A 24,648-nucleotide genomic window follows, 5' to 3' on the forward strand; every position below is an offset into this window, starting at 1 on the left:
AATTTGCTATGGAATTAAAGTTAACTACTCTTACTCCTTTATGGACCGGTGGAGTTCATCCTGGTGAGATGGACCATATTCAGGAAGCTGGAATTATTGGCAGTATGCGTTGGTGGTTTGAGGTTTTTGTTCGTGGTGTAGGTGGAAAAGTTTGCAATCTAACTGAACGTGATAAATGTAGTTTTAGTGACAAAGACTATTACGATTCCACTGCTGTAACTTTGCACCAGAGGTTGCGGGATGCTGGCTTGTGCGATGTTTGTCAAGTATTTGGAGCGACTAAATGGGGAAGAAGGTTTAGATTAGAAATTATTGAAGATGATGTTATTTCTGTTGATAACAATAATCTTGTGCGAAAAATTAAGCTTTACGAGAGAGCTTATACAAGTAATAATGGAAAGAAAAAGATTCCTACGTGGTGGCTGTGGTCAAAAAGCGCTGTAGAGGATCAAAAGCCGAGAATTGGCAATTTTAGAATTCAGATAAAAAGCCTGTACCCTGATTTTGATCCATATATTATTACAGGGTTGATTCGCTTTATGAGTGAATGGACAGCAATTGGAGCCAGACCTCAGTTAGGCTTCGGTGTGGTAAAAATAGATGACGCGTATAAAATCGATACCGCGCCTTTATACAACTGGCTTAGGACAGTCAAAGGCAATTGCCAGTATTCGGGGGTACCTTCTTTAAAGAACATTTTTCTCGCTCGTGTCCGAGTACCTAATGCTACATTCAAAACACCTTTTCTTATAAAATATGATTTGCGCAGATTATTCGCTAATGATGAAGATGTACGACACTTTATTATGGGTACGGTGGAAGGTGATCGCATTGGTGCAAAGATTAAGATGTCAATGCCTTACAATGACGGCATATTACGCATATGGGGATGGGTACCAGAGGAAGCTAGTGTGTACAACAATGAGTGGGATAGAAATAAGGTTTTAGACGCTATATATAACTATTTATATAAGCATTATAATTTATTAGAATGGCGCGAAATGAATTCCAGCCGTGATACTTTAACACCCTTAAATAACGATTCTTTGTATTTTATACGAGGCTTATTGGGATTGGGGGACGATATAAGTGAGTTATGAGTATCATGCTTTTTGTATGGAAAATCTCAAAACGGTTCTAGACGAATTGGAGCAAGCTTCTAGGGATTATGGGCAAGCAGCGAAAAAGCAAAGATACGAAGAATCACAGAGACAAGCTAAATATGATATGATAGAGAAAATGAAACAAAGCAATAAATCTATTCATCTTAGTTATATGTGGTTTTTGGCAAAAAAAGAATTTGCAGATAGTATAGACAATAACAAAGAATCCAGAATATTTTCAACGGTACTTAATGATATGCGCAGTGTGTGGCAACAAGATTTATCAGGTAGTTTGTTTCCGGATGCTTTTCATTTTATACCTGATGAGCGTTCATTAACATTTTTACCGTATTTGAGTTTCATATTAAGTGTTCCATTTGTTCTTCGCAAGCCCTATATCAGCAGAGATGACAATTATTTTTACATTATCGACAACCCAGTAAAAAAGGAGTGGGTCTTTAAATCACCTTATGTGGCACCCAGCCAGTGGAAAGGTGCACTGCGATCGGCTATGATGCGAAAAATTGTGGAAGAGCTACATCGAGTGGGTGATGAAGATGCTTTCATGAAAAAACGACTTCAGCTTTATCGCCTTTTTGGCAATGAGAAAGATGGTACAGAAGATTACTTAAACAAAATGCTTGCGCTCAAACGAATTGGACCTTCGCCCGAAAATACAGATAAAAAACAACAGGAAGAGTGGTTTAAGCTTTTTAACAATGAAATACAAAGGGTTCAAAACGAATTCAATACAATTCTTCGAAAAAACAGGTACCAAGCTAGCGATATTGAAGGTTTCCAGGGACGCCTATATTTTTACCCTACTTTCTTTAATGAGATTGGGATAGAGGTAATAAATCCCCATGATAGAAAAAGTGGTGCGGGTTCTCAGCCAATTTACTTTGAATGTGTCCCTGCTGGAGGGAAGGGTATATTTTCGTTAATTTATACGCCTTTGAGTTTTTGTTTACTAAATGATGCTGAACATTTTCAAGAAGTTGCAAAAGACCTGGAAATTTTGGCACAAGGTATATATGCTATGTTAACCACTTTTGGCTTTGGTGCAAAGACGACAAACGGTTATGGGGTGATAGAGGAGATCCTTGAAAGTCCAGGTATGTTAGCTATCAAGTTGCCATGGCAAAATGAACTTTGTGAAACTTTCGATAGTTTAGTGCAGCTTCAAGTTATAGTGAAAGAAATTGCGGAAACTTTACGAAAGGAGGGACAGCATGAGTGAGTTTGATATATTAGTAAGGTATCGAGATGATGTTTTACGGGCGGAAATCGCTGGGTGGTTACACAATATAGGCAAGCTGGACCCTAACTTTCTTGTTCAAAGGACTAGAGAACATTCAGAAGAAGTTGATTTATATATTATACCTGTACCGGCTTCATTTGAAAGGTATACCAGATTCTCTGGACGATATTTATTTAAAAAGTTTGCTAAGCCTTCGATACTACAAAGTGGTTTTTCATGGGACGATACTAAAGGGCCTCTTTATTTTCAAGACATTGAGAAACGCAGAAAAGTATATGAGATAGAAAATGAAATTAAGGAACTTCAAAGCAAGTTGAGAGGGAATTATCCTAATAAGGACAAAATAGGACAGCGGCTACAGCAGAAAACTAACGAAGTTAAAAAAATAGTGCAAGAGTTACTGGATGATGAAAGAAAAATTTGGAAAAATTATGAACAAAGGATTGAAAACTTAAAATTTGCTTCCAATATATTGGGTAATTGGCCTTTGGGGTCGTTGCTTACATTGTTTTGGGATGATTGGTTTGACAAGCAATGGAAAAACAACTATAAACCAGGGTCTGATGATGATCCTGACTACCACAGGAAGCCGAAACAAGGTATTATCCTTCAACGGGGTTTTTCAATGGACTTTCCATTATTGCTTATACTTGCTCACGGCGAAATATCGGGTCAAGAAAAAAAAGGATTTGACTTAAATGAATGTTATGTCAAAATAGATTTTGAAGGCTCAGCTGAGGGAAATAGAAAAAACAAAGAAGACGAAAATGACAAAAAAGATGAAGAAGATGGAAATAAAGAAGATAAAGTAAAAATATCTGTCGATAAACTAATGATAAGTACGGCGTTTGGATATGAAAGAAACGAAAACCTTAATTGGAAAGATTGGCCTCAAGAAAGAAAAAAAATAATTGATACCACCTTTTCAATTTGGGATAATCCTCTACAAAAATGGGATGATTTCTTAAGTGAATTAAAATGCCTTCAAAATGCTCTAGGTGAAACTCGAAGACCCGTAAACGAAATTACACTTTGGGATTATTCCCAGGCGATTGCCGCACTTTTTAAAACGTCTGTGGTGCAAGCAATTTTAAATGGTAAAATTCCTACTCCTTTCGACATGCGATGGCGTTTAGTTTCAATTCGCCTTAATGCGTTTGACTTTCTTTTTGAGGTTAATCAGTTGTCTGATCTATTGGCAAGACAAAACATCTTACAAAGCTTTTGGAAAGCTATCCGGTTTGCTTTTGAGATAGACATTCCTATAGGTTCTGTTGTTTATCGTGATGAACATGGTTTGGTATTTGTAATCCCTGGATTGCTTGGTGAAGATGAAGGTGAAATTCACCAGTTCATTGAGGCTCAAATAATTAAAGAAATAAAAAAACAAGAAAATAACCTTCTTGGGATATCGCATTTACGCCCTGTTGTAAGCATTGGAAAACCGAAGCGAGGCAAGAAACTTCTTTTGGGCAACATATTAAAAGATGCTCAATTGACCAATGTATACGATCCAGATGTAGTACAGCAATATTGGTCAAATTACCAGAATCAAGAGCGCTGCTATGTTTGTGGCCTTCGACCTGTTGGTTATATGGAGGATGGTTTACCTTCCTATGTTACGGCGGAAAAAGCAAGAGAACGTAACATGTGTGGAATTTGCTTGGCTCAGCGGGGGCGTAGGTCGGAAGAATGGGCGACGAAAGGAAAATTTAAAGAAACCATTTGGATTGACGAAGTTGCTGACAATAACGGACGAGTGGCGCTCGTTGTAGGTAAATTTGCCCTGGACAACTGGTTAAACGGTACTTTAATACGATCACTAGCGATTGGTAAAAACAATGAAAAAAGTGATAAATATTTAGCTAAACCTCCAACTTTTGCTCGAATTCAACGAGTATGGCGTACAACTGATGAATTCTGGAGTGAAATAAAAGAAAAAGTTTTAGACGATTTGAGAGATGATCGTCGCCGTATTCGCCTCTATCTTGAACGACAGCCAGATCTGGGGGCTTATCATGCGTATGAGCTCGATTTAGGCAAGACAACCATGAGTGTTGTTTGGATTCCCAAAAAAAATGTACAAGGAAGAACAGATGGCGGTTATCTTATTAGTATAGAAAATCTTTGCTATGTTGCCAAACGGTTATCTGAAAATGGAAAGAAGGAAGAAAAAGATATTTATAAAGATCCGGCGTCAGCGGCTATTTTTGTAGAAGACTTTATACAAGAGAAATTTGTCAAAAACATGCATGAACCAGTCCTGACAAATCCGGAAGGTTCAAAAAGAGAAAGCCTGCACAATTTTCTTGCTGGTAATCGTATTGTAGATACTGATCATCAAGAAGTTGCTTATTCTACGGCTATACCGATTTTTACTGACCCCCAAATATTTATGGCACTAGTACCTGCTGAGAGAGCTCTAGAAGTTGTGAGAGAGATAAAAATTAAGTATGAACGAGAAATGGGTAAGGTGCGCAATCGACTGCCATTGTATCTAGGAGTAGTTTTCGCTCACCGACGTACACCGCTGCGAGCCATTTTGGATGCTGGAAGGCAAATGTTAAAACAAAAACCTTTTACAAGTTGCGAAACTTGGACTGTAAAATCGGTTTTCAAAGGAGAATTGCCATCTAAGAAAATTGATTTGGAAAAAGAAAGTAAACAGTTTAATTGTGCTTTAGCTGTTGAGTTAGAGCAGAATGGACGTTCTTTTATCTGGTATGTACCTTTGATGATGGGTGATGGTGAAACGAAGGATGTATGGTACCCTTACGTTTTCTGGAAAGAAGATGCAAGTGGAAATACAGATCCCTTAAAAGTCGGTCGTAAAAGGGTTTTTGAAGGACCTTGTCCAAGTTATATAAATTCAGAGAAATGCTGGTTGGTGCATGCAAAGGACTTGCAAAAGGGAGACAAAATTTATTTTACTCCAGCGACCTTTGATTTTGAGTGGTTAGATACCAATGCTAGGCGTTTTGATATTGCTTACGATATTTTAGGTAAGCGCTGTGGAAGATTAAGCCGACCGTATTTTCTAGACGATTTCGATCGATTGGAGAGACTTTGGGATTTAATTAAAAAGTTATCCATTTCTCAACTTCGCCAGTTGATTCGTGCTATTGAAAATACCCGAGAAGCTTGGTATGGATATCAACCTGAACGATCTTTATCGGATAATGTGTTCCGACAATTTGTTGCTGATATGTTGGCTGGAGCGTATTGGCCTAAAAGCTTTCAATGGAATGATGTTCCATCCAAGGAACAAAAGGAACTTATTGAAGCTGCAGTGCGCGGCGAACTGGCTGATTGGTTTGAACTACATATGGAAATTTTGAGAGAATATTAAGGAGGGAAACTGATGAGTGAATTTAAGAAACAGCATTATCTTCTTGTAACTTTGGATCCTGTTCATATTGGTACAGGCGGTTATCGTTTGGGTCGCGTTGATCTCAGCATCGTTCGAGAACCGGGAACGAGAATTCCCAAAATACCTGGTACAAGCATTCATGGGGCTATTCGCTCTTATGCTGCTTATTTATATGAAAACCCGGCTGCAGCAGGACAAAGCCAGGACAATGTAGAAAAGCCTGATAAAGACCCTATTTGCTACACTTTTGGCTATATCAAAAAGACAGAACAGGGAGAAGTAAAAGCTTACTCTGGCGTGGTAAACGTGTTTGATGCTCAAGTAGTTCTTTTTCCAGTGTATTCAACGGTGGGGCCTGTTTGGGTGAGCACTAAAATGCGTTTAGAAGAAGCTGGATTTACTATTAATAATATATCAAATGCGGAACATCCAGATAGAGTTTTTTTAACCTGGAGCAGGACTGAACCTATTAATCTTGGCTGGTTAATGGTAGGGGTCGAGGGTAGCATAAGTGTGACCGCACCCCCAAATTGGGAAAAAGATAAATATTGGACAAATATCAAAGATCGAATAGTTGTAGTATCAGATTATCTTTTCAGCCATATTGTAAACAGCAATCTTGAGGTTCGCACCTCGGTGAGCATTAACCCTGAAACTGGTGCAGCGGAGGAGAAAGCTCTTTTTACATATGAAGCTATTCCACGTTCCACTTTTTTAACAATGGATATAGTTTTAGACGATTATAGAGCTGGTTCAACTGATTCAAAAGACTGGCCATTTCCTGTGAAACAAACTGCAAAAAATAATTCCCTGCCTGGGGGTACATGGAAAGGACCTTTAGATGTAGTTAAAGCGGGGTTACAGATGATGAAATTGTTAGGTGTTGGTGGCATGGGTACTCGTGGATTTGGACGTGTATCTATGGTTGGTGAGCCAGTGGAAGAGTAACTCTTCATTGGGAGGGAGTAAGATGATTAATTATACTGAGTGCAATCTTGATTGGTTAGCAGCTCAACATGCGCAAAAAATTATTAGTCGTACAAATCCTAGTGAGATTGAAAACACAGTGACAAAAGCTCTAGGTGTGCTTCAGGAAAATGGAGTATATGCCTGTATTCTCTATTTACTGGCAAAGGAAAAAGGAAACGGCATTAAGGTTGTCGAGGAAATGCTCAACTTATTAGAGGAACTACCTTTTGGTTTGGGTAGGCCCTCTTCATTAGAGCCGACGGCAGTTTTAAAATTTATTAGCGATAAGGTGACAAAAGAGCTTGAGAGGCAGTTGTTAGCAAAAGAGTTGTTGGAGCAAATGCTAATTTATGCACGATATATTGCTAAAGCTCACAATGGCCAAGGTAGTGATAACAACCAAGCGGGTGAACACGAATGAAATGGGAAGTCTATCGTGTGATTTTTCGCGTGCGTTCTCCTTTGCATATTGGTTTTAATAAAGTAGGAAATCTACAGCGCACTCGCCATTATGTGACGGGTAGGGTGATGTGGGGAGCTTTAACCGCGCGCCTTACTCGGATGAAATTTTTAGGTAAAGGCCCTGTTGTTAGTTCCGAGGAGTATCAATGTATTGGTAGAGACTTAGATGAAAATATTGCATTTACTTATTTTTATCCGGCAATAAGGCGAAACAGTGACTATCAGATACTTTGGCCGTGGGAAAACGAAGATGATTTTCGACGACGTTTACTGGGTAGTTATGTTAGCACTGCCTTAGATTATTCCCAGCAAGCTGCTGCAAATGAGGCATTGCATGAAATAGAATTTATTTCTCCGAATACCCAGGATACTGGCGAACCGATTTATCTTATGGGTTATATATTTGAAAAAAAGGATACTGAATTGGAATGGAAAAAAGCTTGTGAGTATATACAATTGGGAGGAGAGCGCGGTTACGGCTTTGGGAAACTGGAGTTAGCGGATATGACAAAAATTCAAACATCGGAAATTGAGTTATTTAATGGAGCTATTAAGTTTAAGAATTTTCAAGATCGGCCACTGATTCATCTTCATGTCGCTGATTCGCCACAGTCCTATGCGCGACTATTGGCGCATACAAAAGCTATTAATATGGAAAGAATCGAAGGAATAATTGAACCTTTAGTGGTACGTGAATGGCGATCAAATGCTAAACAATATAGATACGCAGGGCAATACGTTGATTTAATAGGTGTATGTTTTGCTCCAGGGAGCAAGATTTCCAAAAGTGCAGATTTTGCAATTGGGCGATTTGGTATCTGGTATCCGGCACTTGCGAAATCATAATTTAGCTGGAATATTTTGATACAGGTAAAATAGAACAGGTATTGTACGAAGAGTATTCAAAGCTTGAGAGCATATCCATAGATTATGGCGTGATGGAGAAGGCTCAAAATGTTTACGTGGTGCCTGGCGATTTTGGCTGGGACGACGTGGGAAGCTGGACATCCATAGAGAGGCTTTACGAAAAAGACGAAAACGGCAACGTCATAAAAGGCAATGTGGTGAGCGTAGATACAAAGAAGTGTATCATAACAGGCAGTGAGAAGCTCATCGCTACATTGGGTATAGAAGATGTCATAATCGTTGATACAGAAGATGCTTTGTTGATATGTTCAAAGGATAAAGCCCAGGATGTAAAGGAGGTATTGAAGGAGCTTAAAAAGAAAAAAGCGGAGTATTTATAATATATTTTTTTTGACGAAATATGTCGAAATATTTAAATAATTGAAGCTGGGGTAATTAAAATGAACAAGGAATATATAATAAATAAAGTTAGGCCGTTCTTAAATAATAAAGGGATGCTTACAGAAGAGAACTTTAATAAGTTATTTTCCAAGCTTACTTTACGGCAACAATATGAAGTAATTAATATTTTGATAGAAGAAAACATTGAAATAGATTATGAAAGCGAAGGGGAAATTGATCAAAAGAACGTTGAAGTGTATAAGGGTAATTTGTATGCAAAGAAAATAAAAAATCTTACTAATGAGCAATTATGTGCGATATATCAGCAGGGAAATAGATTAGCATTAGAAGCTCTTATTATTAGAAATGCTAATCTCGTAAGGAGTAGGGCATTTAAATATTTTAAAAAATATAACCATAGGCTTGACGAAGAAGATTTAGTTCAGTGTGGATTTATGGGGTTGATGAAGGCTGCAGAGCGTTTTGATTTTAAAAAAGAGGTCAAATTTGTAACTTATGCTACGTGGTGGATAGATCAATATATATTGAGAAATATAATAGAGTATGGATTCATTATTAGGATTCCTGTCCATTATTTTGAAAAAGTAAATAAAATAATGGGAATTTTATATCTATATCCAGATTATTCGAAAGATCAAATATTAGAGCTAGTGAAAAAAGATGGGATAGATAAAGATAAGTTTGAAGAAATTATTTTTATAGTGGAAAATATCTTATCTACTGCATCGCTTAACAGTTTTGTTGGAGAGGAAAAAGATACTGAATTAGGAGAACTTATTATCGATGAAAATAATCTTTCAGTTGAAGAAGAAGTTGAAAATAAAATATTAAAGGAAACTATTGATTGTGTTTTGGACACATTGACGGAAAGGGAAAAAGATATTCTTGGATTGAGATTCGGATTAAAGGATGGTATAGAGAGAACTTTAGAACAAATAGGCTTGAAATATGGTCTTACCAGGGAGAGAATAAGGCAATTAGAGGCTAAAGCTATTAAAAAATTGGGGAAGCCGGAAATATCGGCAAAATTGAAAGACTTTTTATGGGGATGATATCATTGATAGATATAAATAGTCATATAAGGAAAAGGATTCAGAGCTATCTATATAGGGATGTTAAAACTATTGTAGTATTAAAGGGCGTGAATATAGGTATTTACGATGAAGATTTTGTTATTGATATTGGTAAAATACTGGAGAATAAATTTGGTTATTTTTCTGAGATAGTACAAAGTGGTCGTAAGGTAATTACCTATGATGAATATATGTTACTGTATGATTTTGTGTTAGCCCAATACAACAAGATAGTAATTTTAGAAAACAATTTATTTATCAATTATTATCCATTGGAAGTTAAAATGTCTGACGATATGAAAAAATCATTGCTTGTTCATTACGATGAAGAAAAGATGTTGGATAATGAAATCAATGACGTAACTGATTTAACATCGGTATATGCAAATTTCAAGTGTATTAATGGTAGGTATTATGTAGTATACAATAATATAGTATCCCATGAGAAAGAATTTAAGATTCAGATGTTTGAAAATATTTCTGAAAACATTGAAAGAGAAATAGTTGAACCATCTAGTCTGTGTTACAAAATAATTGATGAAGAAGATTATATTTCGATGATAGATGATGTAATGAATAACATGCCTGATAAAATTTACATATTAGAAAAAAACACTGCCTTGAGTAAGGTATTAATAGAAAAAATTAAAATATTAAAGTACATCTTTAAAGATAGCATAGAAATAAAAATCGGTATAGTTAAGGAAGATAGAAGTGAAACCAATATAAGGAAGGAATTTTTAGACATCTTGAAAACTTACTGGGGGTATGATAGTTTTAGAAAAATAAAAGTGTATGATATCAGTCGACTGAACAATAAAGAAAAAGCAATTGAAGAAGTATCTCAGGGTGAGATTATCGCTAAGATAGTAGAACAAGTTGAAAAGTGTTATCATCAAGAAAATTATAGAGATGTCTTTGTGACAGCGCCCACAGGAGCAGGAAAGTCAGTTATGTTCCAAATTCCTGCGATTTATCTTACAAATGAATATGAACTTTTCACCATTGTCATATCCCCGTTAATTGGATTAATGAAGGACCAGGTTAATAACTTGGAAAATCTTAATTACAGTTATGCACGTACTATAAATTCAGATATTTCTCCTATTCAAAGACAAAAAATAATCAATGATATTGCGGATAAAAAATGCCATATTCTATATATATCGCCGGAATCGTTGCTTAGCAAAAGTGATTTAGAACAAATTATAGGAGATAGGACTTTAGGACTGTTGGTTGTTGATGAAGCCCATATTGTCACAACATGGGGGAAGCAATTTAGACCGGATTATTGGTATTTAGGGGATCATTTAAATAAGATTAAAAAAGCTCAGATCAAGAAAAAAGGCATGGGGTTTGTGATAGCGACATTTACGGCTACCGCTATCTATGGTGGTATTGAAAATATGTATGAAGAGACGGTACAAAGTCTTAAAATGGTAGATCCAATAACATATCTTGGCTTTGTAAAGAGAGACGATATTAAAATTAACGTTAAAAGGGTAGAAACAATTACCGGGAGAACAGAATACGAGTTAAACAAATTTGATCAATTATTTGACAAGATAGATTACGCGTTGATGTTTAATAAAAAAATGCTAATATATTTTCCCACTATAGCGTTAATTGAGAGATTTTGGGATTACTGTACAATGAAGAATATTATTAAATACATTTCAAAATATCATGGCAATTTGAGTGCATACGAAAAAGAGGAGAATTATCAAAAATTTAAAAATTCTGAAACACTCATTATGCTAGCAACTAAAGCGTTTGGCATGGGCATAGATATAAATGATATTGAAATTGTAGCGCATTTTGCACCTACAGGGAATGTATGTGATTATATACAAGAAATAGGTAGGGCTGCCAGAAGACCAGACCTTAATGGTGAGGCATATTACAGGTTTATGAAAAATGACTTTAAACATATTAATAGATTACATGGATTATCTATAGTAAAAGAATATCAATTAATAGAAGTAATTCGAAAAGTTCATGAGCTATACCAGGAGAACATAAAAAATGAAGGGAAATTTACGAAGAGGAGAAATGGAATGCTGGTGGATGCAGAAAGTTTCTCACATATTTTTGAAACACCTTTCTTTAATGAAGACGATGGCATAAACAAGGTCAAGACAGCCATGTTATTAATACAGAAGGATTTTGAAAGACGATTTGGATTTTCACCATTTTATACAAGGCCTATACCTATTTTTGAAATTGGATACTTTAAAATAGATCCGGTGACACAAAAAAATATTGTGAGCGAATATGGCGAGATAGTAGAAGAACTAGATCATTCTTTACACATTTGTTCTGTAAATTTGAAGAAAATTTGGGAACAAGATTTCAATGTAAAATATTCGTTTCCTAAATTTAAATATTTGCTTTATACGAAAGATAATGAATTAATGTTTGGATATAAAGAAGATATGAAACCTGCGCTTAGTGTTAACATCAAATTTCAAAATAATTATTTACAGCGATATGATGAGTGTATGAATGCGATAAAAACGATAATAAATAAATCTATAAGAGAAGAAAAGTTTTATGATATAGATGGAAAAGATGGGTTAGTAAAAGAGTTAATGAGCTTGATTTATGTAAATGAGTATAAAGCAAGGAGCATAATAGAAACAATAATTTCGGCTATGTCTGTATATCAAAGGGACTATAATAGGAATATTCATGGAAAAGTTTTAGCTGTTAAACCTTTGAAATCCGGCGATTATAAATATAAGTTTATGAATGGATCGTCTGGATTTTTTAGATGGATTGAAAATGGTTTTAATAATATATGTGACAATACGAAAGATGGGACGTTGTATTTGATAGATGAAGAAGGAGATATAGATTTTAAAGAAAAAATACTCATTTTAGGAGTATTAGAGACGTTTGGTGTATTGGTCTTTAAAGCATTGGGTGGAAGAAACAGTCAGATTTATATTTATGTGAACCAAACTAAAACCATGAGAGAAATAATAAACAAGCCGTGGAGCTATAAAAATAAATTACTAGAACTTATAAGTGAAAGACATAAAATGTCAGTAGAGATGTTAACTTATCTTTTTCAAGGTGGCTTTAGTAATGAAGAATTTTGGAGTCTCATAGAAGATTATTTTTTAGGTATCATACCTGATAAGGTAATAAAAGCTTATGAAAAAAGCACAGGTAAAAAGGTGAATTATTAGAAAGTATTGAGGAGGAAGCATTTATGGGTGTTGTTACAATTAAGATTAAAACCCTGACACCCTTATGGACTGGCGATGAAAATGGGAAAAATACGATTTTAAGAGAAACAGGACTTATTGGAAGTCTTAGGTGGTGGTACGAAATAGTTGTGAAAGGTCTGGGCGGAAAAGCTTGCGATCCGACTGATACAGAATCTGAGGTAAAATGCAAAGACGAAAAACATTGTGACGTGTGTAAATTGTTTGGATGTACTGGATGGGCGAGAAAGTTCAGGCTAGAAGTGGAGTTTAGTGGAGGTCAGCTGTTGCCTTTAGAACCAAATGTGAAAATCGGCACACGAAGAGGAGGAACACACCTTAGCAGAAAGGTTTCGGGTTTTATATCTGATAAACCAATTGTTTTTAAATTTATTCCTCTGAGAGAAATAACCGATAATGAGTGGGCTTTGCTAAATAAGACTTTGAAAGTTATATCAGAATACGGGGCATTAGGCGCACATACTTCCCAAGGTAATGGAGTTATACAGATTGTTGAAAATGGATTATCACAAAGGGATTCTGTTGAAATTATAGGAGAAAAGAACAAAACTGGAGTAGCGAATTTATTAGAAGACTTTTTTGTTTATAAAATAAATATAACTTTTAATAAAGATATATCAGAGTTGATAAAAAATAAAGCTTTTTGGAGACAAAATAAGAGCTATGGAGATTTGGAAGATAAAAGGGATGACGGATGGAACCAACTGTGGAATGATTACCACTTTATACCTATAGCATACCATATTAGAGATGCTTTAAGAAGGACTGAGGGTGATGAAGGTAAGAGACACGAGATATTTGGGGAATTAGGTCGAGGTTCGAAAGTTTTTGTGTCCCATGGATACAGGATTGATGATAAAACGGTTCAGGTAAGGGTATTCGGATGGCTAACAGGAAATAGAGAAAAGATAAAAAATAAATTGGTAAATGGATTAGGTGAATATTTATTTTCTGATAACAGCCATAGTAGTCAAGATAACAATTTAAATGTAAAGATAATAGAAGAAAAAAGTGGTATCGAGATCCTGAATTAATGTTTGGGGGTGAGGGATAATTGATCTATGATTATTATCTTGATCGATGGGATAAAGAAGAAAAAGAATCATGTAAGGTTCTGCTTGGTAAGTTGAAAAAAGAAGTGAGAAATAAAATCAAGAAAAGTAAAGACGAGATAAAAGATTTTTATCCTTCTGTTGATGATTTTTGCTGCTTTCCTCAGTACTCTGTGCTTATAAAAATTCTCTTTACACTGAAAAAACCGTACACGAGTAAAGATGAAGAGGAGTTTTATTTGCCAGAATGGGTGGAGAAAAAGAGTAATGATAAAGGAACAAAAGTGTTGGAAAACCCAATTGTCAGAGACATGTTTACAGGGCTTCCTATTGTTAGGCCTTCGACATGGAAGGGACATTTAAGATTTGCAGCAGAAAAAGTGAAATGGAGTGATGACGCTGAAAAGAAAAGTATTATTGAACGCCTTTTTGGATCTGAGCCAAGAAAAAAGCAAGAAATGCTGAAAGGCAGGCTTTATTTTTTTACAACATTTTTTGAAGATGAAGCAGAAAAAGATATTATTACACCGTTAAAAAGAGATACGAGGACACCTACTAGCAAAGGGCCGATACCTCTCGAGGTAATGAAACCTGAAAAAGATGGATACTTTTATCTTCTTTATTTCCCATATCCTAACAAAGACAAGCGGTGTAATGTCAAGTAGTATTTTTTGGAACCTTGAAAAATAAAGACCTCAAAAACTCTAAAAAAGGCAACACTTAATAAGCCCACCATATATTGGATAATAATGGAAGGAAACTTAGCTGATATTCAGTTAAATGTATTTGCTAAATCTATCCATTACCTCCCGGTTGGTAGATTTGGCCTTTGCTCAGCAAGGCAAAGACCAGTCTTACAAGCTTACGTGCCGTTAAGACGAGGGCTCTCTTATGCTGATGCTTGGTAACCTCATTGTACTTCTTGCAGTAAAAATCAGCATACTCTTTTGCGTGTATCCTTACGCAATTGGCTGCTTCTACAAGATAGTACCTCAAATATTGGTTGCCGCACTTAGCTAAAGAGGTGTCTTCAGCACTAAAGTTGCCAGATTGGTATTTATTCCACACGAGGCCTGCAAATTTGGCTACAGCGCATTCGCTTTTAAACCGCTTAACATCGCCAATCTCAGCCACAAGGCCTGCGGCTAATACATCGCCGATGCCTGGAATAGTAGTCAGAGTTTGGCGAAAAGCATTAAGCTGTTTAGAGATTTCTTTATCCAGTTTTTTAAGTTGAGATTCAAGAAATCTGATATTTTCAAGAGTCATGGTCAAAGTCATGCTAACAGTATCGCACATATCAGGATTAAGTCGATATGCCCTGTTAGCAGCGGATTTAAGTGTTTTAGCAATTTCCTCGGGATTGCTCAATCTATTGTTGCCATGACTCAAGACAAAATCAACAAGATCCTCCATAGGCATAACAGCGATCTCATCAGGAGTAAAAGAATCAAAAACAGAAGTAGATGCTGAGCCAAAGACGTCGCTAAAAGGACAGTCTTCCTTGTATGAAGAGAACTTGAGATAAAGCAGGTTCAAAGCTCTGCTCTTTTCACTGGATATAGTCTGTACCAAATGGTATCTAAAGCGAGTAAGGCGCTGTAGTGCAACATATTTAAAGTCAGGCATGGGAGTAGGGTTTACCCTACCTAATCTGACACAATCAGCAATGACTCTGGCATCAAAATCGTCAGTTTTAGGCAAATGGGTATAAGCCTTTTTAAAACCACTGACGACAGCTGGATTCATGACAAAGAATTTAGGGTTAAAAGGTGCCAGGTCAGGAGAAGAAGCCAGGTGAAGATGGAGGTGCCATGCATAATGAGAAGTAGCTTCCATACCAATTTTGACACAGGAAGCATCAATAGCTTTAGCATGGGAGATCACCTCAGAGATGATAGAATCAGCACCTGGGATATCATTAGAAACCGAAAAAGGCTTCTTAATGAGGTTATTGCCATCTTGATCAATAAAGAAAACAGAATTAGATTGACTGCTGACGTCGATACCGACGAATAAAGTACTGGGCACGTAAATTCCTCCTTTCATTAAAAATTTGAGACCAGTACCAGGTTAATCCCTGACAGATTACCGAGAAACAGCCTCGCGATACCAGAGCTATGTCAATACTCATAGGATACACCGTATGGCTGCTGAGACATACGGAAGAGTAAGACATGGACAGCAAGCGAGTAAGAACCAAACGAGTAATCCCAGGGGTGCAGTCTTTGACGAGAAGTACCCTAAAGAAGGGTCTTCGGGAGAGATCCAGAGCGACCCTGAAACCAAATCCTAGAGATAGTTTAACAGAGACAACCTGAAGAAGAAAGAGGGAATACGTGTAGTACAATACAAAATGCAGCAATCGAGCATACATCGCAGAGAGGATTATATGTTTGGTCGATGTGTAGTCAAGCCTAAAATGAACTCACTGCGTTCGAGCTTGACAACCCATCTTCCCAAACATAGATAGTGGCTATGCGATGTATGCATAAGTATCAAGTGGCACTTGATAGATTTAATCATAGTGAAATTTAATGAAACAATATTTAAATATCAAGGTTCTTTATTAATCTTGTTAAAGGTCGACCTTTTTGGTTGATTACAAATCATATTATACGAGGAGAATCTGAGATAGATAAAGAGGTTAAAAAGGATTTAACGTTTCTGGGAGAGGCATTGAAATTAATGTTTTATACATATGGTTTTTCAGCAAAGAAAACGTCCGGTTTTGGCGTAATAGAAAAAGAAATCAAAGAAGGAGAAATTTTATTAAAATTTGGTGGTGGATTTAGAACTAAAAAAATTGAGAATTTAGATGAGTTAAATAGCGAAATCATATCTTTGTTTGGAGAGACAGGAGGTCCAAATAATGAGCGATGTCCTTGATCCTTTGAAGAAAAATAGAGATTCTATTTTAAAAGGTGAAATAGGTGCTTTACTTCACGATATTGGCAAATGCCATCCTAATTTTATTCAAAGCCAATCCTTAAGAGGAGAACAAAAATTTTATCATGGAAATATTGATGGATTTTTAGAACCAGAATTAGTAGATAAAATTAAGTCTAAGTATTTTGAGTTTCAGGTAAATGGTAAAAATTCAAGTGTCTATAACGTTATTACAGAGCACCATAATCTGAATACAAATGACAATATTGTTAAGTATTTACAAAGTTGCGATAAAATTGATAGCGCTGACGATAAAGGAATTGTGAGAGTGAAGCAATCAGTTGAAAATACACTTATTGTTTCTCCATTTGGCTATCCTAAAGAAAAAATAGATTTGCAAGTTCTCAAGAGTAGGCTGGAAGTTTTACAAAACAATCTTATAACTCAATTTGAAAATTACATATGTGGAAAATTGGATATAAAAGGTTTTAGAAGATCATTAATTAACAATCTAAGACCGGTATTTTTACACGCTCTTGGAGAAACGAGGATCCCCGCAAATGACGTTACTTTATGGGACCATTCTTATTCTACGGCATCTTTGTTTAAATCTGTTTTGGCTGCACTGGCATTTAAAGAAGATTCAAGTGAAAATGATTTAAATGAAAAAAATTTAAAGTGGAGAATATTTGGTATATCATGGAACGGCCTTGAATTTATTAATAAAGGGAAAAAAATTGGCGATATTTTAGCGAGAAGAAAAATTATTGAAGATATAAAAGAAGAACTCAAGGATTTATGTGAGATTAAATATCCTATAGGCAACGCTATGTATGAGGACATAAACGGGATATATTTCACATTTCCGAGTCTAGAAAATAATAAAGCGGCTGAAATCGCTAAGGAGCTTTCAAGTGAAGCATTGAAAATCATAACCCAAGGAAGTGAAAGTGAGCTTTGGCCTGTTTTTAAACTAAGTAGTGAATCACGGGGTTTGATAATTATTGCCAAGGAGTTAGATTTTGCGGAAAGAAAGAGAAAAATTCCCCGACGAACGCCTGTTTTATATATCGAGGAGAAGTCAAATAAAGAATACATTGGAAACCCATGCCTTTCTAATTTACAGGAGGATAATAAAGATATTTGTCCTGTTTGCAGATTAAGATCTAAAGATATAGATAAAGAAATGTGTGCTATTTGCGAAGATAGAAAAAGAGATAGGTTGTCAACATGGATATCGGACAGGCAAAGTACAATATGGGTAGATGAAGTAGCGGATGTAAATAATCGCATAGCTTTGGTGTCTATAAATTTTGGTCTTGATAAATGGCTTGACGGCACAATGATAGGTACAATTTATTCCCAAACATTTGAGGATTGGATAAGTGCAAAAAAGAAAAGAATAGATTGGAAATAATAGTAAAAGAAGATTTGGTAAAGATATTAGCAGGATTTAAAGATTTACTAAAAAAGCAAATTGAAAAAATTGATAATGTGATTAGTAGCATGAAACAAGCAAAAGATCAAAGTAAAATTCAGGAGAGAATAAATGAAAAAGTGGAAAATAGATACAATTTAGTACAAAAAATAAAAGAGTACAGTTTTACTCTTAATGCTGATATAAAAACTGTTTATAAATTCTTAAATGTTTTCTTAGAAAAGAGTTGCGATGGAGAAATTGCTGCTAAAATATTAAATACCTTTTTTCAAGACATAAATATTGAAAAAGAAAATATTAATGATCATATTCAAAATATAAAGCAAAGAATGGAACCTCTTCAATTTAATAAAGAAAATCTAGCAGCTTATTTATTTACGCAAAATCCGTCTCCTGCGCGTTTGTACAGGATATGGAGAGAAACCGAGGAGTTTTCTGAGATTGTTATCAGGGACATTAAAGAGAGGATATATTATTATGGCTGGAAAAGAATCAGATTTAAAGTAGATTATGAGAAACTGAAGAAAAAGGTAGGAAAAAATATAAAGGTGAGGACTCCCTATGTAATTAAAATAAAGAATTTAAAGCCCGAGAGTATACTTGTATTTCACATGGGTAACGGCGAATTTTATACGATAGAATCCCTTGAAAAATTTAAGTTTAACGATAAAGAGGGGGAGCTGGCAGTACGGCAGGCACTAGAGGAAGGCTTCTATTATTTAGCTGATGAGGAAGATGTAGATGAAATTTTATTATCAAATGAAAATGAAGTTATAAAGGCTGATAGCAATAGTTTGCAATCTGAAAGTTATTATCCATTTATAGAAATAACTAAAACACCACTTTCTCTTCGCTTGATAGTACCTGCAGAGGATTCAATAAAAATAATTGAGTTAGTAACAAAACTGTTTAATGAGAGATTTGAAAAAGTTCTCGGGAAATTACCTTTAAATATTAAATTGCTTGCTGCGAATAGAAAATTTCCACTTTATGTTCTTCTGGATTCAGAAAGGAGGATGTTGGAAGGAAAAGAATTTAAAGAGGCAAAGGAAATGAAACCCTGGTGGAACACCATAGGTATAAGGAATGATAAGTATTATAGCTTTTACCCTATAAAACGATTAAGTGAAAATGAAAAATATACACTTGATGATTTGGACAGGCTTTCTAAAGCAAAAAGCTATTTTCTGTATCCCGGTTATTTTGATTTTGACTTTCTTGTGGGAACGTCTGACAGGTACAGGATATATTATGAGCGTGGCAAGAGAGGAAATTCAGAATATAAACTATATGCATCAAGGCCGTATTATTTTTATCAGATATCAGAGATGATTGAACTATGGGAAATACTTAAAAATAATCTTTCAAATTCACAGATAAATTTTATCGAAGAAATGCTTATAAGAAAATTAAAAGAATGGAGAGAGATAAAGGATAAAGATAAAGTGTTTAAAGAGTTTGCAAAAGCCACATTAGCGGATGCTTTTGGAGATAAATGGAGTGGTTTAGAAGGTAAAACAAAATATTTTCTTGTGGAGTCCGCTTGCAATAAATTTTTGCTTGATACAATATGTTTGTTTAAGCATGTTATAAAGGTAAGGGAGGTTCGTTAACATGAGTAATTTTGTAGAGATTAAAAAGGTTTATGCAAGGACCCTTGATCCTGTACATATCGGCGAAGGGGGATACAGGCTAGGAAGAGTAGATAATACAATTGTTAGAGATCCTGCTACAGATGTACCCAAAATACCGGGTACTTCTATGGCAGGGGTTACAAAGGAATTTTATATAATATATTTAATGGAAACTGATAAGAGTTGCAAAAATAGTAGGGATAATGCAGAAGAGGAAGTAAAATCCTACTTTGGCGATGAGCAAAAACAAGGAATGATTAGGTTTTACGATGGCCAGATAATATTCTTTCCTGTTTCATCATCCCAGGGAACTGTATGGATCACCACAAGAGAACTGCTTGAATACTGGTTTGAAGATAATGAAGAAATAAAAATCATACTGAATAATATTAAAGATGATAATGTTAAGGATAGTGCCTGCGCCATAAAAGGGATTGAATCTGATGGTCTTTTAAATCTTGGATGGATTTTATTGGAGGTTAGAAAGGATTTAATAGGGAGCGATGTAACTTTACCTGATGTAGATAACTGGGTTAAGAAGGTAGTTGTGGTTTCGGATAAATTGTTTTCACATATAGTAAATGATAATCTTGAGATCAGAACTTCCGTGAGGATTGATCCCGAAACAGGTACTGCAGAGGAGGGAGCGCTTTTTACCTATGAGGCAATACCAAGGGGCACGGTTTTAGGTTTTGAGATTGGGATAGATAAACGTAAAAATGTTAAAAAAGATGTTAAAAATTTAGAAGAGATAATAAGTATAATAGATCACGTTTCTCCATACTTTAAACTTCTTGGTATAGGAGGAATGGGAACGAGGGGTTTTGGCAGAATCGAGTTAAAAATATCAGAAGTAGATTCAAAGAGCAAGGGGGAAAAGGCCGATGCTTAATCTCGACTATGTTTGTATTGAAGTTGGTCAGAATATGCCAAAAGGGAAGGATGCTCAAAACAATATACGGAAAGCCCTTGGAATATTACAGGAAGACGGCGTTTATGCGATGTTTTTATGGCTTGAAGACAAAGGAAAAGATATAAAAGAAAAATTAGTTGAATTATTAAACAAACGAGAGATAAAAAAATACCTTCTGGATAGCGATGAAGATTCGTTCCTTAATGATGATTTCTATAAGTTTTGTGAAAAATTAAAAGTTGTTGCTGAAAATCTTGACAAGCTTCTTTTTCTCAAAAAAATTATCGCGCATACTTTAACTTATGCTTTATACCATGCAAAAGTTGGTGAGTGATATGAACAAAAACAGATGGGAAAGACTTGATGTTGTGTATAGATTAAAAAGTCCTCTTCACATTGGTTATATACCTTTTAAAGGTTCTGTAGTTTCGCCTACAAGGTATTATGTGCCTGGTAGAAATTTTTGGGGTGCTGTTACAAAAAGAATTACGGAGCATTTATATAAAGATCCTGATTCAGAAATATATAAAAAGATCGGAAAACAAATTATGGATAATTTTAGATTTTCATATTTCTATATTTACGATGAAGAAAATGTATATATCCCAGAGTACACCGACGATGGTTTGAAATTTGGATATAAAAATAAAATATCTCTATATGAGTTTGAACACAAGTTTATAGGTAGTAGAATTTTGACAGCAATAGATTTTTCTTCTGGAACGGCTAAAAATGAAAGCTTACATGAAATTGAATTCATAAACAATAAGTTTAAGGATGGAAATGGGAATTCAAAAGATACGAAAATTATAGGATGTATCTGGATAAAAAAAGACGCTAAGATTGAAGGCAATTATATTAAAAGTAATGATTCTGATGTTAACCCGGGAATTTTTATTGGTGATTTTAATATAATCGAAGAGTTGATCCTTGGCGGTGAATCAAAGTATGGTTTTGGCCACGTTTTACTTGAATCAATAAATAAGTGCAATTTTCAATTAAAATCAGAAGAATCAGAAGAAAATGTAAAGATAGAAATAGAGAAATCCTTACCGGCTCACTTAAAATACGATGAAAATATAAAATTTAAAGGTGACGTAGAGCTTTTAAGTGGAAGAGGTTATTTTGATCCAAAAAAAGAGTCTAATAGCTCAATTAAACCGGGCTATGTAGTTTCACAACCTGAATATTATTTTTCACCTGGAACCGTAATTGATTCATTTGTTGGAGAAATAAATTGGGACGGAACTATTGGAAAGTAAGTTTACCTCATCATAAACACAGATTATGGTATAATAAAATCGAAGAGAATTGAAGGAGATTATTATGGATGAGATAACCAATGATTGGCATAGTGATTTTTATGCAGCTATCAGAGAGATTTTTAAAAATGAAAAAGATAAAATTGATATAATACAAGAACAGTACCTGTCAAAGGAACCGCTGCGGATAGATGTGATAATAGTCAAGAAGAATGACGACTATGGAATCAATAAACAAATAGCGAGGATCTTTAAAAAGTATAACATCATAGAATATAAATCCCCAGAAGATTATATATCGATAGACGATTATTTTAAAGGATTAGGTTACGCATATATTTACAAATCCACGATGAATGGTTATGAGAAGACCAATAAAAAGGTTAATGACATAAGAATAGAAGAAGTGACATTAAGTTTTGTAAGTAATTCTTATCCGCGGAGATTAACTAAATTTCTGAAAGAGTACGATAGAAATATAGAAAAAGCTGAGGATGGTATATACTATGTAAAAGGCGAATGGATATCAATACAGTTAGTGGTATTAAAAGAGCTGAAGAATGTAAAAGAGAATTATCCTGTAATATTATTGAGCGATAATGTATATTTTGGAGAAGCATTCGAAGAATTACTAAAAAGCATAAATGACGTAAAAGATAAGGATGAGAAGATAAGGTTATTGGAAGCGGCTTTTAGGGTAAATATAAAGAAAGCTGTGGAGGTGTTTAAAATGTACAGCGATAGAGTGAATGAAGAGACCCAGGAGTATATAATAAAGACATTAAAAGAGGCTAATCTCAAAATATATACAGAAGAGGAATTAAAAGAAAGAGAAGAAAAAGGTATTGAAAAGGGCATTGAGAAGGGCATAGGCAAAACCTTAATAAGGCTTTTAACAAGAAAGTTTGGAGACATTTCTTCTGATTACAAAAAGAAGATAGAAAATGCCAATGAACGTACCTTAACTGAAATAGTTGATCACATATTTGAGATCAATAAAATAGAAGATTTGGATGAGTATTTGAAGTAATGTGTATTCCACCTTAATTTTATGGTGGTTATTTTTTATTTATTAATTGATTATCGTGCCTTTTACAAACTACAGTGGGAAAACAAGCGATGTATGTCAAGTAGTATTTCTTGAAACCTTGAAAAATAAAGACCTCATAAATTCCCAAAAGGACAACCCACCATGTATTGGATAATAATGAAAGAAAACTTCTTAGCTAAAGAGGTGTCTTCAGCACTAAAGTTGCCAGATTGATATTTATTCCACACAAGGCCTGCAAATTTGGCTACAGCGCATTCATTTTTAAACCGCTTAACATCACCAATCTCAGCCACAAGGCCTGCGGCTAATACATCGCCGATGCCTGGAATAGTAGTCAGAGTTTGGCGAAAAGCATTAAGCTGTTATTTTCAAGAGTCATAGTCAAAGTCATACTAACAGTATCGCACATGTCGGGATTAAGCCGATATGCCCTGTTAGCAGCGGATTTAAGTGTTTTAGCAATTTCTTGGGGATTGCTCAAAATGACTCAAGACAAAATCAACAAGATCCTCCATAGGCATAACAGCGATCTCATCAGGAGTATATGAGAAGATATAAATTAAACTTTGAAAATAGTATGTCTTAGATGTAGAATAAAAATATAAGTAAAAATTTAAAAATAAGTGAAAGGAATTTTGAACAATGGGTAAAAAAGCAACTTTAGATGAGTGGCGAGAACTTTATAAAGTAGCTTCTGAAGTTAAAGAATTAAGGCCATGGGAGCATTTGTGGGATATGGATTTAATAACTATACTTCACCCTGCTATGAGTGAACCTGTTTATTGTAGTGTAATGGGAAAGAGCGGAGAGTGTTTTTGTATTGCAAGTTATTATGGCTTTGAAGCGTTTAATAGGCTTATGGCAATGATTCAAAGAGATGATATTCCACCTGAGCAGGTAATAAGGTTTCAAGAGGATAATGTTATTATCTGTTTTTTTGGTGACAGGGAAGAATTGTTTAAGGAAGAACTACAGATTATCAAAGATTTGGGGTTAAAATTTAGAGGGAAAAATAACTGGATTTACTTTCGCTCATTTAAAAAAGGTTATTCGCCATATATTTTAGATGAAGATGAAGTATTAAAAGAAACAGAAATTTTGAAAAATTTATACATGGCTCTTCAGGCATATATAGAAGGTAAAATTAAAGTGAACTTTGGAAAAGGCATGACATTGCTTCGTAGATATGATGAGGAAACGAAGCAATGGCTTAATTGTGAAGCGCCGCTTTTCTCAGTACCTCCTGCCTATAAAAAAGTGTTTTTAAAAGACGAGGTGTCAATTTCTAGGCTTAATAAACAGCAAACTATAAATAGCATATTGGAATTAGATATAGCTTATGTGCAAGGGAGCATAAAAGATAAAAAATATGAAAGGCCACTATCTATTAGAATATGTGTTTTGGCTGACTCTAGAACGGGAATTGTGCTTGATCAAAAGTTACTTTCTCCAAAAGATGATGAGATATCTGAAATTTTGAGAATGATTATTGACTATATTTTACAAACTGGAAAACCCAAAAGGGTTTATGTAAGAGATGAATACATAAGGAGCATAATAGAAGATATATGCAATAATATCAATATAGAGTTGAAAATTAGGGGACGTTTAAATGCCATTGATAACTTTATAAAAATTTTAGAGCAGAGAGGATTTTAAGAATTTTTAA

20 protein-coding genes and 1 pseudogene are annotated in these 24,648 nt (G+C 34.9%); 19 read left to right on the top strand and 2 right to left on the bottom strand.

What is annotated here, in order from left to right; genetic code table 11:
- The first annotated feature begins 8 nt into the window (after positions 1 to 8).
- The 11 genes and pseudogenes from cmr1 (CALPO_RS0100850) to CALPO_RS12875 all read left to right on the top strand — a co-directional run bounded on the left by cmr1 (CALPO_RS0100850) (position 9) and on the right by CALPO_RS12875 (position 14,457).
- Positions 9 to 1,100 (top strand): type III-B CRISPR module RAMP protein Cmr1, encoded by a 1,092-nt coding sequence (gene cmr1 / locus CALPO_RS0100850; protein ID WP_026485647.1) that lies wholly within the window; start codon positions 9 to 11, stop codon positions 1,098 to 1,100.
- Complete coding sequence (locus CALPO_RS12860) at positions 1,090 to 2,343, top strand: RAMP superfamily CRISPR-associated protein (RefSeq protein ID WP_051585750.1); 1,254 nt, start codon at positions 1,090 to 1,092, stop codon at positions 2,341 to 2,343. The genes cmr1 (CALPO_RS0100850) and CALPO_RS12860 overlap by 11 nt, the downstream gene beginning before the upstream one ends.
- The gene (locus tag CALPO_RS14055; RefSeq protein ID WP_051585751.1) at positions 2,336 to 5,713 is read left to right on the top strand and encodes a hypothetical protein; all 3,378 of its coding nucleotides are present in this window, start codon (positions 2,336 to 2,338) and stop codon (positions 5,711 to 5,713) included. Before CALPO_RS12860 ends, CALPO_RS14055 begins: the two co-directional genes overlap by 8 nt.
- Before the next feature lie 12 nt (positions 5,714 to 5,725).
- Positions 5,726 to 6,682 carry a type III-B CRISPR module RAMP protein Cmr4 gene (gene cmr4 / locus CALPO_RS0100865; protein ID WP_026485648.1) on the top strand — a complete coding sequence of 319 codons (957 nt, stop codon included), beginning with the start codon at positions 5,726 to 5,728 and terminating at the stop codon, positions 6,680 to 6,682.
- 22 nt (positions 6,683 to 6,704) lie between these two features.
- The gene (locus CALPO_RS0100870; RefSeq protein ID WP_026485649.1) at positions 6,705 to 7,124 is read left to right on the top strand and encodes a hypothetical protein; all 420 of its coding nucleotides are present in this window, start codon (positions 6,705 to 6,707) and stop codon (positions 7,122 to 7,124) included.
- Positions 7,121 to 8,011, top strand: a complete 891-nt coding sequence (locus CALPO_RS0100875; protein WP_026485650.1) for a hypothetical protein — start codon at positions 7,121 to 7,123, stop codon at positions 8,009 to 8,011. The genes CALPO_RS0100870 and CALPO_RS0100875 overlap by 4 nt, the downstream gene beginning before the upstream one ends.
- A gap of 8 nt (positions 8,012 to 8,019) precedes the next feature.
- Positions 8,020 to 8,412, top strand: a pseudogene (locus tag CALPO_RS0100880) (mannose-1-phosphate guanylyltransferase); the annotation flags it as partial.
- A gap of 60 nt (positions 8,413 to 8,472) precedes the next feature.
- On the top strand, positions 8,473 to 9,486 hold the full coding sequence (locus tag CALPO_RS12870) for a sigma-70 family RNA polymerase sigma factor (RefSeq protein WP_051585752.1): 1,014 nt from the start codon (positions 8,473 to 8,475) through the stop codon (positions 9,484 to 9,486).
- A gap of 5 nt (positions 9,487 to 9,491) precedes the next feature.
- Positions 9,492 to 12,701, top strand: coding sequence for a DEAD/DEAH box helicase (locus tag CALPO_RS0100890; protein WP_026485652.1), 3,210 nt, complete (start codon positions 9,492 to 9,494; stop codon positions 12,699 to 12,701).
- A gap of 23 nt (positions 12,702 to 12,724) precedes the next feature.
- On the top strand, positions 12,725 to 13,774 hold the full coding sequence (gene cmr1, locus CALPO_RS0100895) for a type III-B CRISPR module RAMP protein Cmr1 (protein ID WP_026485653.1): 1,050 nt from the start codon (positions 12,725 to 12,727) through the stop codon (positions 13,772 to 13,774).
- 20 nt (positions 13,775 to 13,794) lie between these two features.
- Entirely contained in the window at positions 13,795 to 14,457 is a 663-nt protein-coding gene (locus CALPO_RS12875) for an RAMP superfamily CRISPR-associated protein (protein WP_051585753.1), read from the top strand.
- A gap of 130 nt (positions 14,458 to 14,587) precedes the next feature.
- On the opposite strand, the gene CALPO_RS0100905 is transcribed toward CALPO_RS12875, so the two are convergent.
- Positions 14,588 to 15,823, bottom strand: coding sequence for an IS110 family RNA-guided transposase (locus CALPO_RS0100905; RefSeq protein WP_026485654.1), 1,236 nt, complete (start codon positions 15,821 to 15,823; stop codon positions 14,588 to 14,590).
- A 567-nt stretch (positions 15,824 to 16,390) separates the two neighbouring features.
- Here CALPO_RS0100905 and CALPO_RS0100915 point away from each other — a divergent pair.
- The 7 genes from CALPO_RS0100915 to CALPO_RS12890 all read left to right on the top strand — a co-directional run bounded on the left by CALPO_RS0100915 (position 16,391) and on the right by CALPO_RS12890 (position 22,958).
- Positions 16,391 to 16,681 carry a hypothetical protein gene (locus CALPO_RS0100915; protein WP_026485655.1) on the top strand — a complete coding sequence of 97 codons (291 nt, stop codon included), beginning with the start codon at positions 16,391 to 16,393 and terminating at the stop codon, positions 16,679 to 16,681.
- The gene (locus CALPO_RS12880; protein ID WP_051585754.1) at positions 16,665 to 18,098 is read left to right on the top strand and encodes a CRISPR-associated protein Csx11; all 1,434 of its coding nucleotides are present in this window, start codon (positions 16,665 to 16,667) and stop codon (positions 18,096 to 18,098) included. The genes CALPO_RS0100915 and CALPO_RS12880 overlap by 17 nt, the downstream gene beginning before the upstream one ends.
- Positions 18,059 to 19,732, top strand: a complete 1,674-nt coding sequence (locus tag CALPO_RS12885; RefSeq protein WP_051585755.1) for a CRISPR-associated protein Csx11 — start codon at positions 18,059 to 18,061, stop codon at positions 19,730 to 19,732. The genes CALPO_RS12880 and CALPO_RS12885 overlap by 40 nt, the downstream gene beginning before the upstream one ends.
- A 1-nt stretch (position 19,733) precedes the next feature.
- Entirely contained in the window at positions 19,734 to 20,645 is a 912-nt protein-coding gene (cmr4, locus tag CALPO_RS0100925) for a type III-B CRISPR module RAMP protein Cmr4 (protein WP_026485656.1), read from the top strand.
- Positions 20,638 to 21,000: a hypothetical protein gene (locus CALPO_RS0100930; protein WP_035171840.1), complete on the top strand. Its 363-nt coding sequence runs from the start codon at positions 20,638 to 20,640 to the stop codon at positions 20,998 to 21,000. The genes cmr4 (CALPO_RS0100925) and CALPO_RS0100930 overlap by 8 nt, the downstream gene beginning before the upstream one ends.
- A 1-nt stretch (position 21,001) precedes the next feature.
- The gene (locus tag CALPO_RS0100935) at positions 21,002 to 21,928 is read left to right on the top strand and encodes a hypothetical protein (RefSeq protein WP_035171843.1); all 927 of its coding nucleotides are present in this window, start codon (positions 21,002 to 21,004) and stop codon (positions 21,926 to 21,928) included.
- A 64-nt stretch (positions 21,929 to 21,992) separates the two neighbouring features.
- Entirely contained in the window at positions 21,993 to 22,958 is a 966-nt protein-coding gene (locus CALPO_RS12890) for a DUF4351 domain-containing protein (protein ID WP_035171846.1), read from the top strand.
- Between the two features lie 134 nt (positions 22,959 to 23,092).
- Here the strand turns inward: CALPO_RS12890 and CALPO_RS14060 are convergent, their stop codons facing one another.
- Positions 23,093 to 23,317 carry a transposase gene (locus CALPO_RS14060; protein WP_084295107.1) on the bottom strand — a complete coding sequence of 75 codons (225 nt, stop codon included), beginning with the start codon at positions 23,315 to 23,317 and terminating at the stop codon, positions 23,093 to 23,095.
- 304 nt (positions 23,318 to 23,621) lie between these two features.
- Here CALPO_RS14060 and CALPO_RS0100950 point away from each other — a divergent pair, with 304 nt between their 5' ends.
- Positions 23,622 to 24,638, top strand: a complete 1,017-nt coding sequence (locus tag CALPO_RS0100950; RefSeq protein ID WP_026485660.1) for a DUF7309 domain-containing protein — start codon at positions 23,622 to 23,624, stop codon at positions 24,636 to 24,638.
- Positions 24,639 to 24,648 lie beyond the last annotated feature (10 nt).

This window comes from Caldanaerobius polysaccharolyticus DSM 13641, from assembly GCF_000427425.1.
In the GTDB taxonomy this organism is placed as follows: Bacteria; Bacillota; Thermoanaerobacteria; order Thermoanaerobacterales; family Caldanaerobiaceae; genus Caldanaerobius; species Caldanaerobius polysaccharolyticus.

Bases quoted from the DNA above. Each gene is read 5' to 3' on its own strand.
- cmr1 (WP_026485653.1), top strand. From the start codon at position 12,725: ATGGGTGTTGTTACAATTAAGATTAAAACCCTGACACCCTTATGGACT.
- CALPO_RS0100935 (WP_035171843.1), top strand. From the start codon at position 21,002: ATGAACAAAAACAGATGGGAAAGACTTGATGTTGTGTATAGATTAAAA.
- CALPO_RS0100950 (WP_026485660.1), top strand. From the start codon at position 23,622: ATGGGTAAAAAAGCAACTTTAGATGAGTGGCGAGAACTTTATAAAGTA.
- CALPO_RS14055 (WP_051585751.1), top strand. From the start codon at position 2,336: ATGAGTGAGTTTGATATATTAGTAAGGTATCGAGATGATGTTTTACGG.
- CALPO_RS0100870 (WP_026485649.1), top strand. From the start codon at position 6,705: ATGATTAATTATACTGAGTGCAATCTTGATTGGTTAGCAGCTCAACAT.
- CALPO_RS12880 (WP_051585754.1), top strand. From the start codon at position 16,665: ATGAGCGATGTCCTTGATCCTTTGAAGAAAAATAGAGATTCTATTTTA.
- cmr1 (WP_026485647.1), top strand. From the start codon at position 9: ATGGAATTAAAGTTAACTACTCTTACTCCTTTATGGACCGGTGGAGTT.
- CALPO_RS12870 (WP_051585752.1), top strand. From the start codon at position 8,473: ATGAACAAGGAATATATAATAAATAAAGTTAGGCCGTTCTTAAATAAT.
- CALPO_RS12890 (WP_035171846.1), top strand. From the start codon at position 21,993: ATGGATGAGATAACCAATGATTGGCATAGTGATTTTTATGCAGCTATC.
- CALPO_RS0100875 (WP_026485650.1), top strand. From the start codon at position 7,121: ATGAAATGGGAAGTCTATCGTGTGATTTTTCGCGTGCGTTCTCCTTTG.
- cmr4 (WP_026485656.1), top strand. From the start codon at position 19,734: ATGAGTAATTTTGTAGAGATTAAAAAGGTTTATGCAAGGACCCTTGAT.
- cmr4 (WP_026485648.1), top strand. From the start codon at position 5,726: ATGAGTGAATTTAAGAAACAGCATTATCTTCTTGTAACTTTGGATCCT.
- CALPO_RS0100930 (WP_035171840.1), top strand. From the start codon at position 20,638: ATGCTTAATCTCGACTATGTTTGTATTGAAGTTGGTCAGAATATGCCA.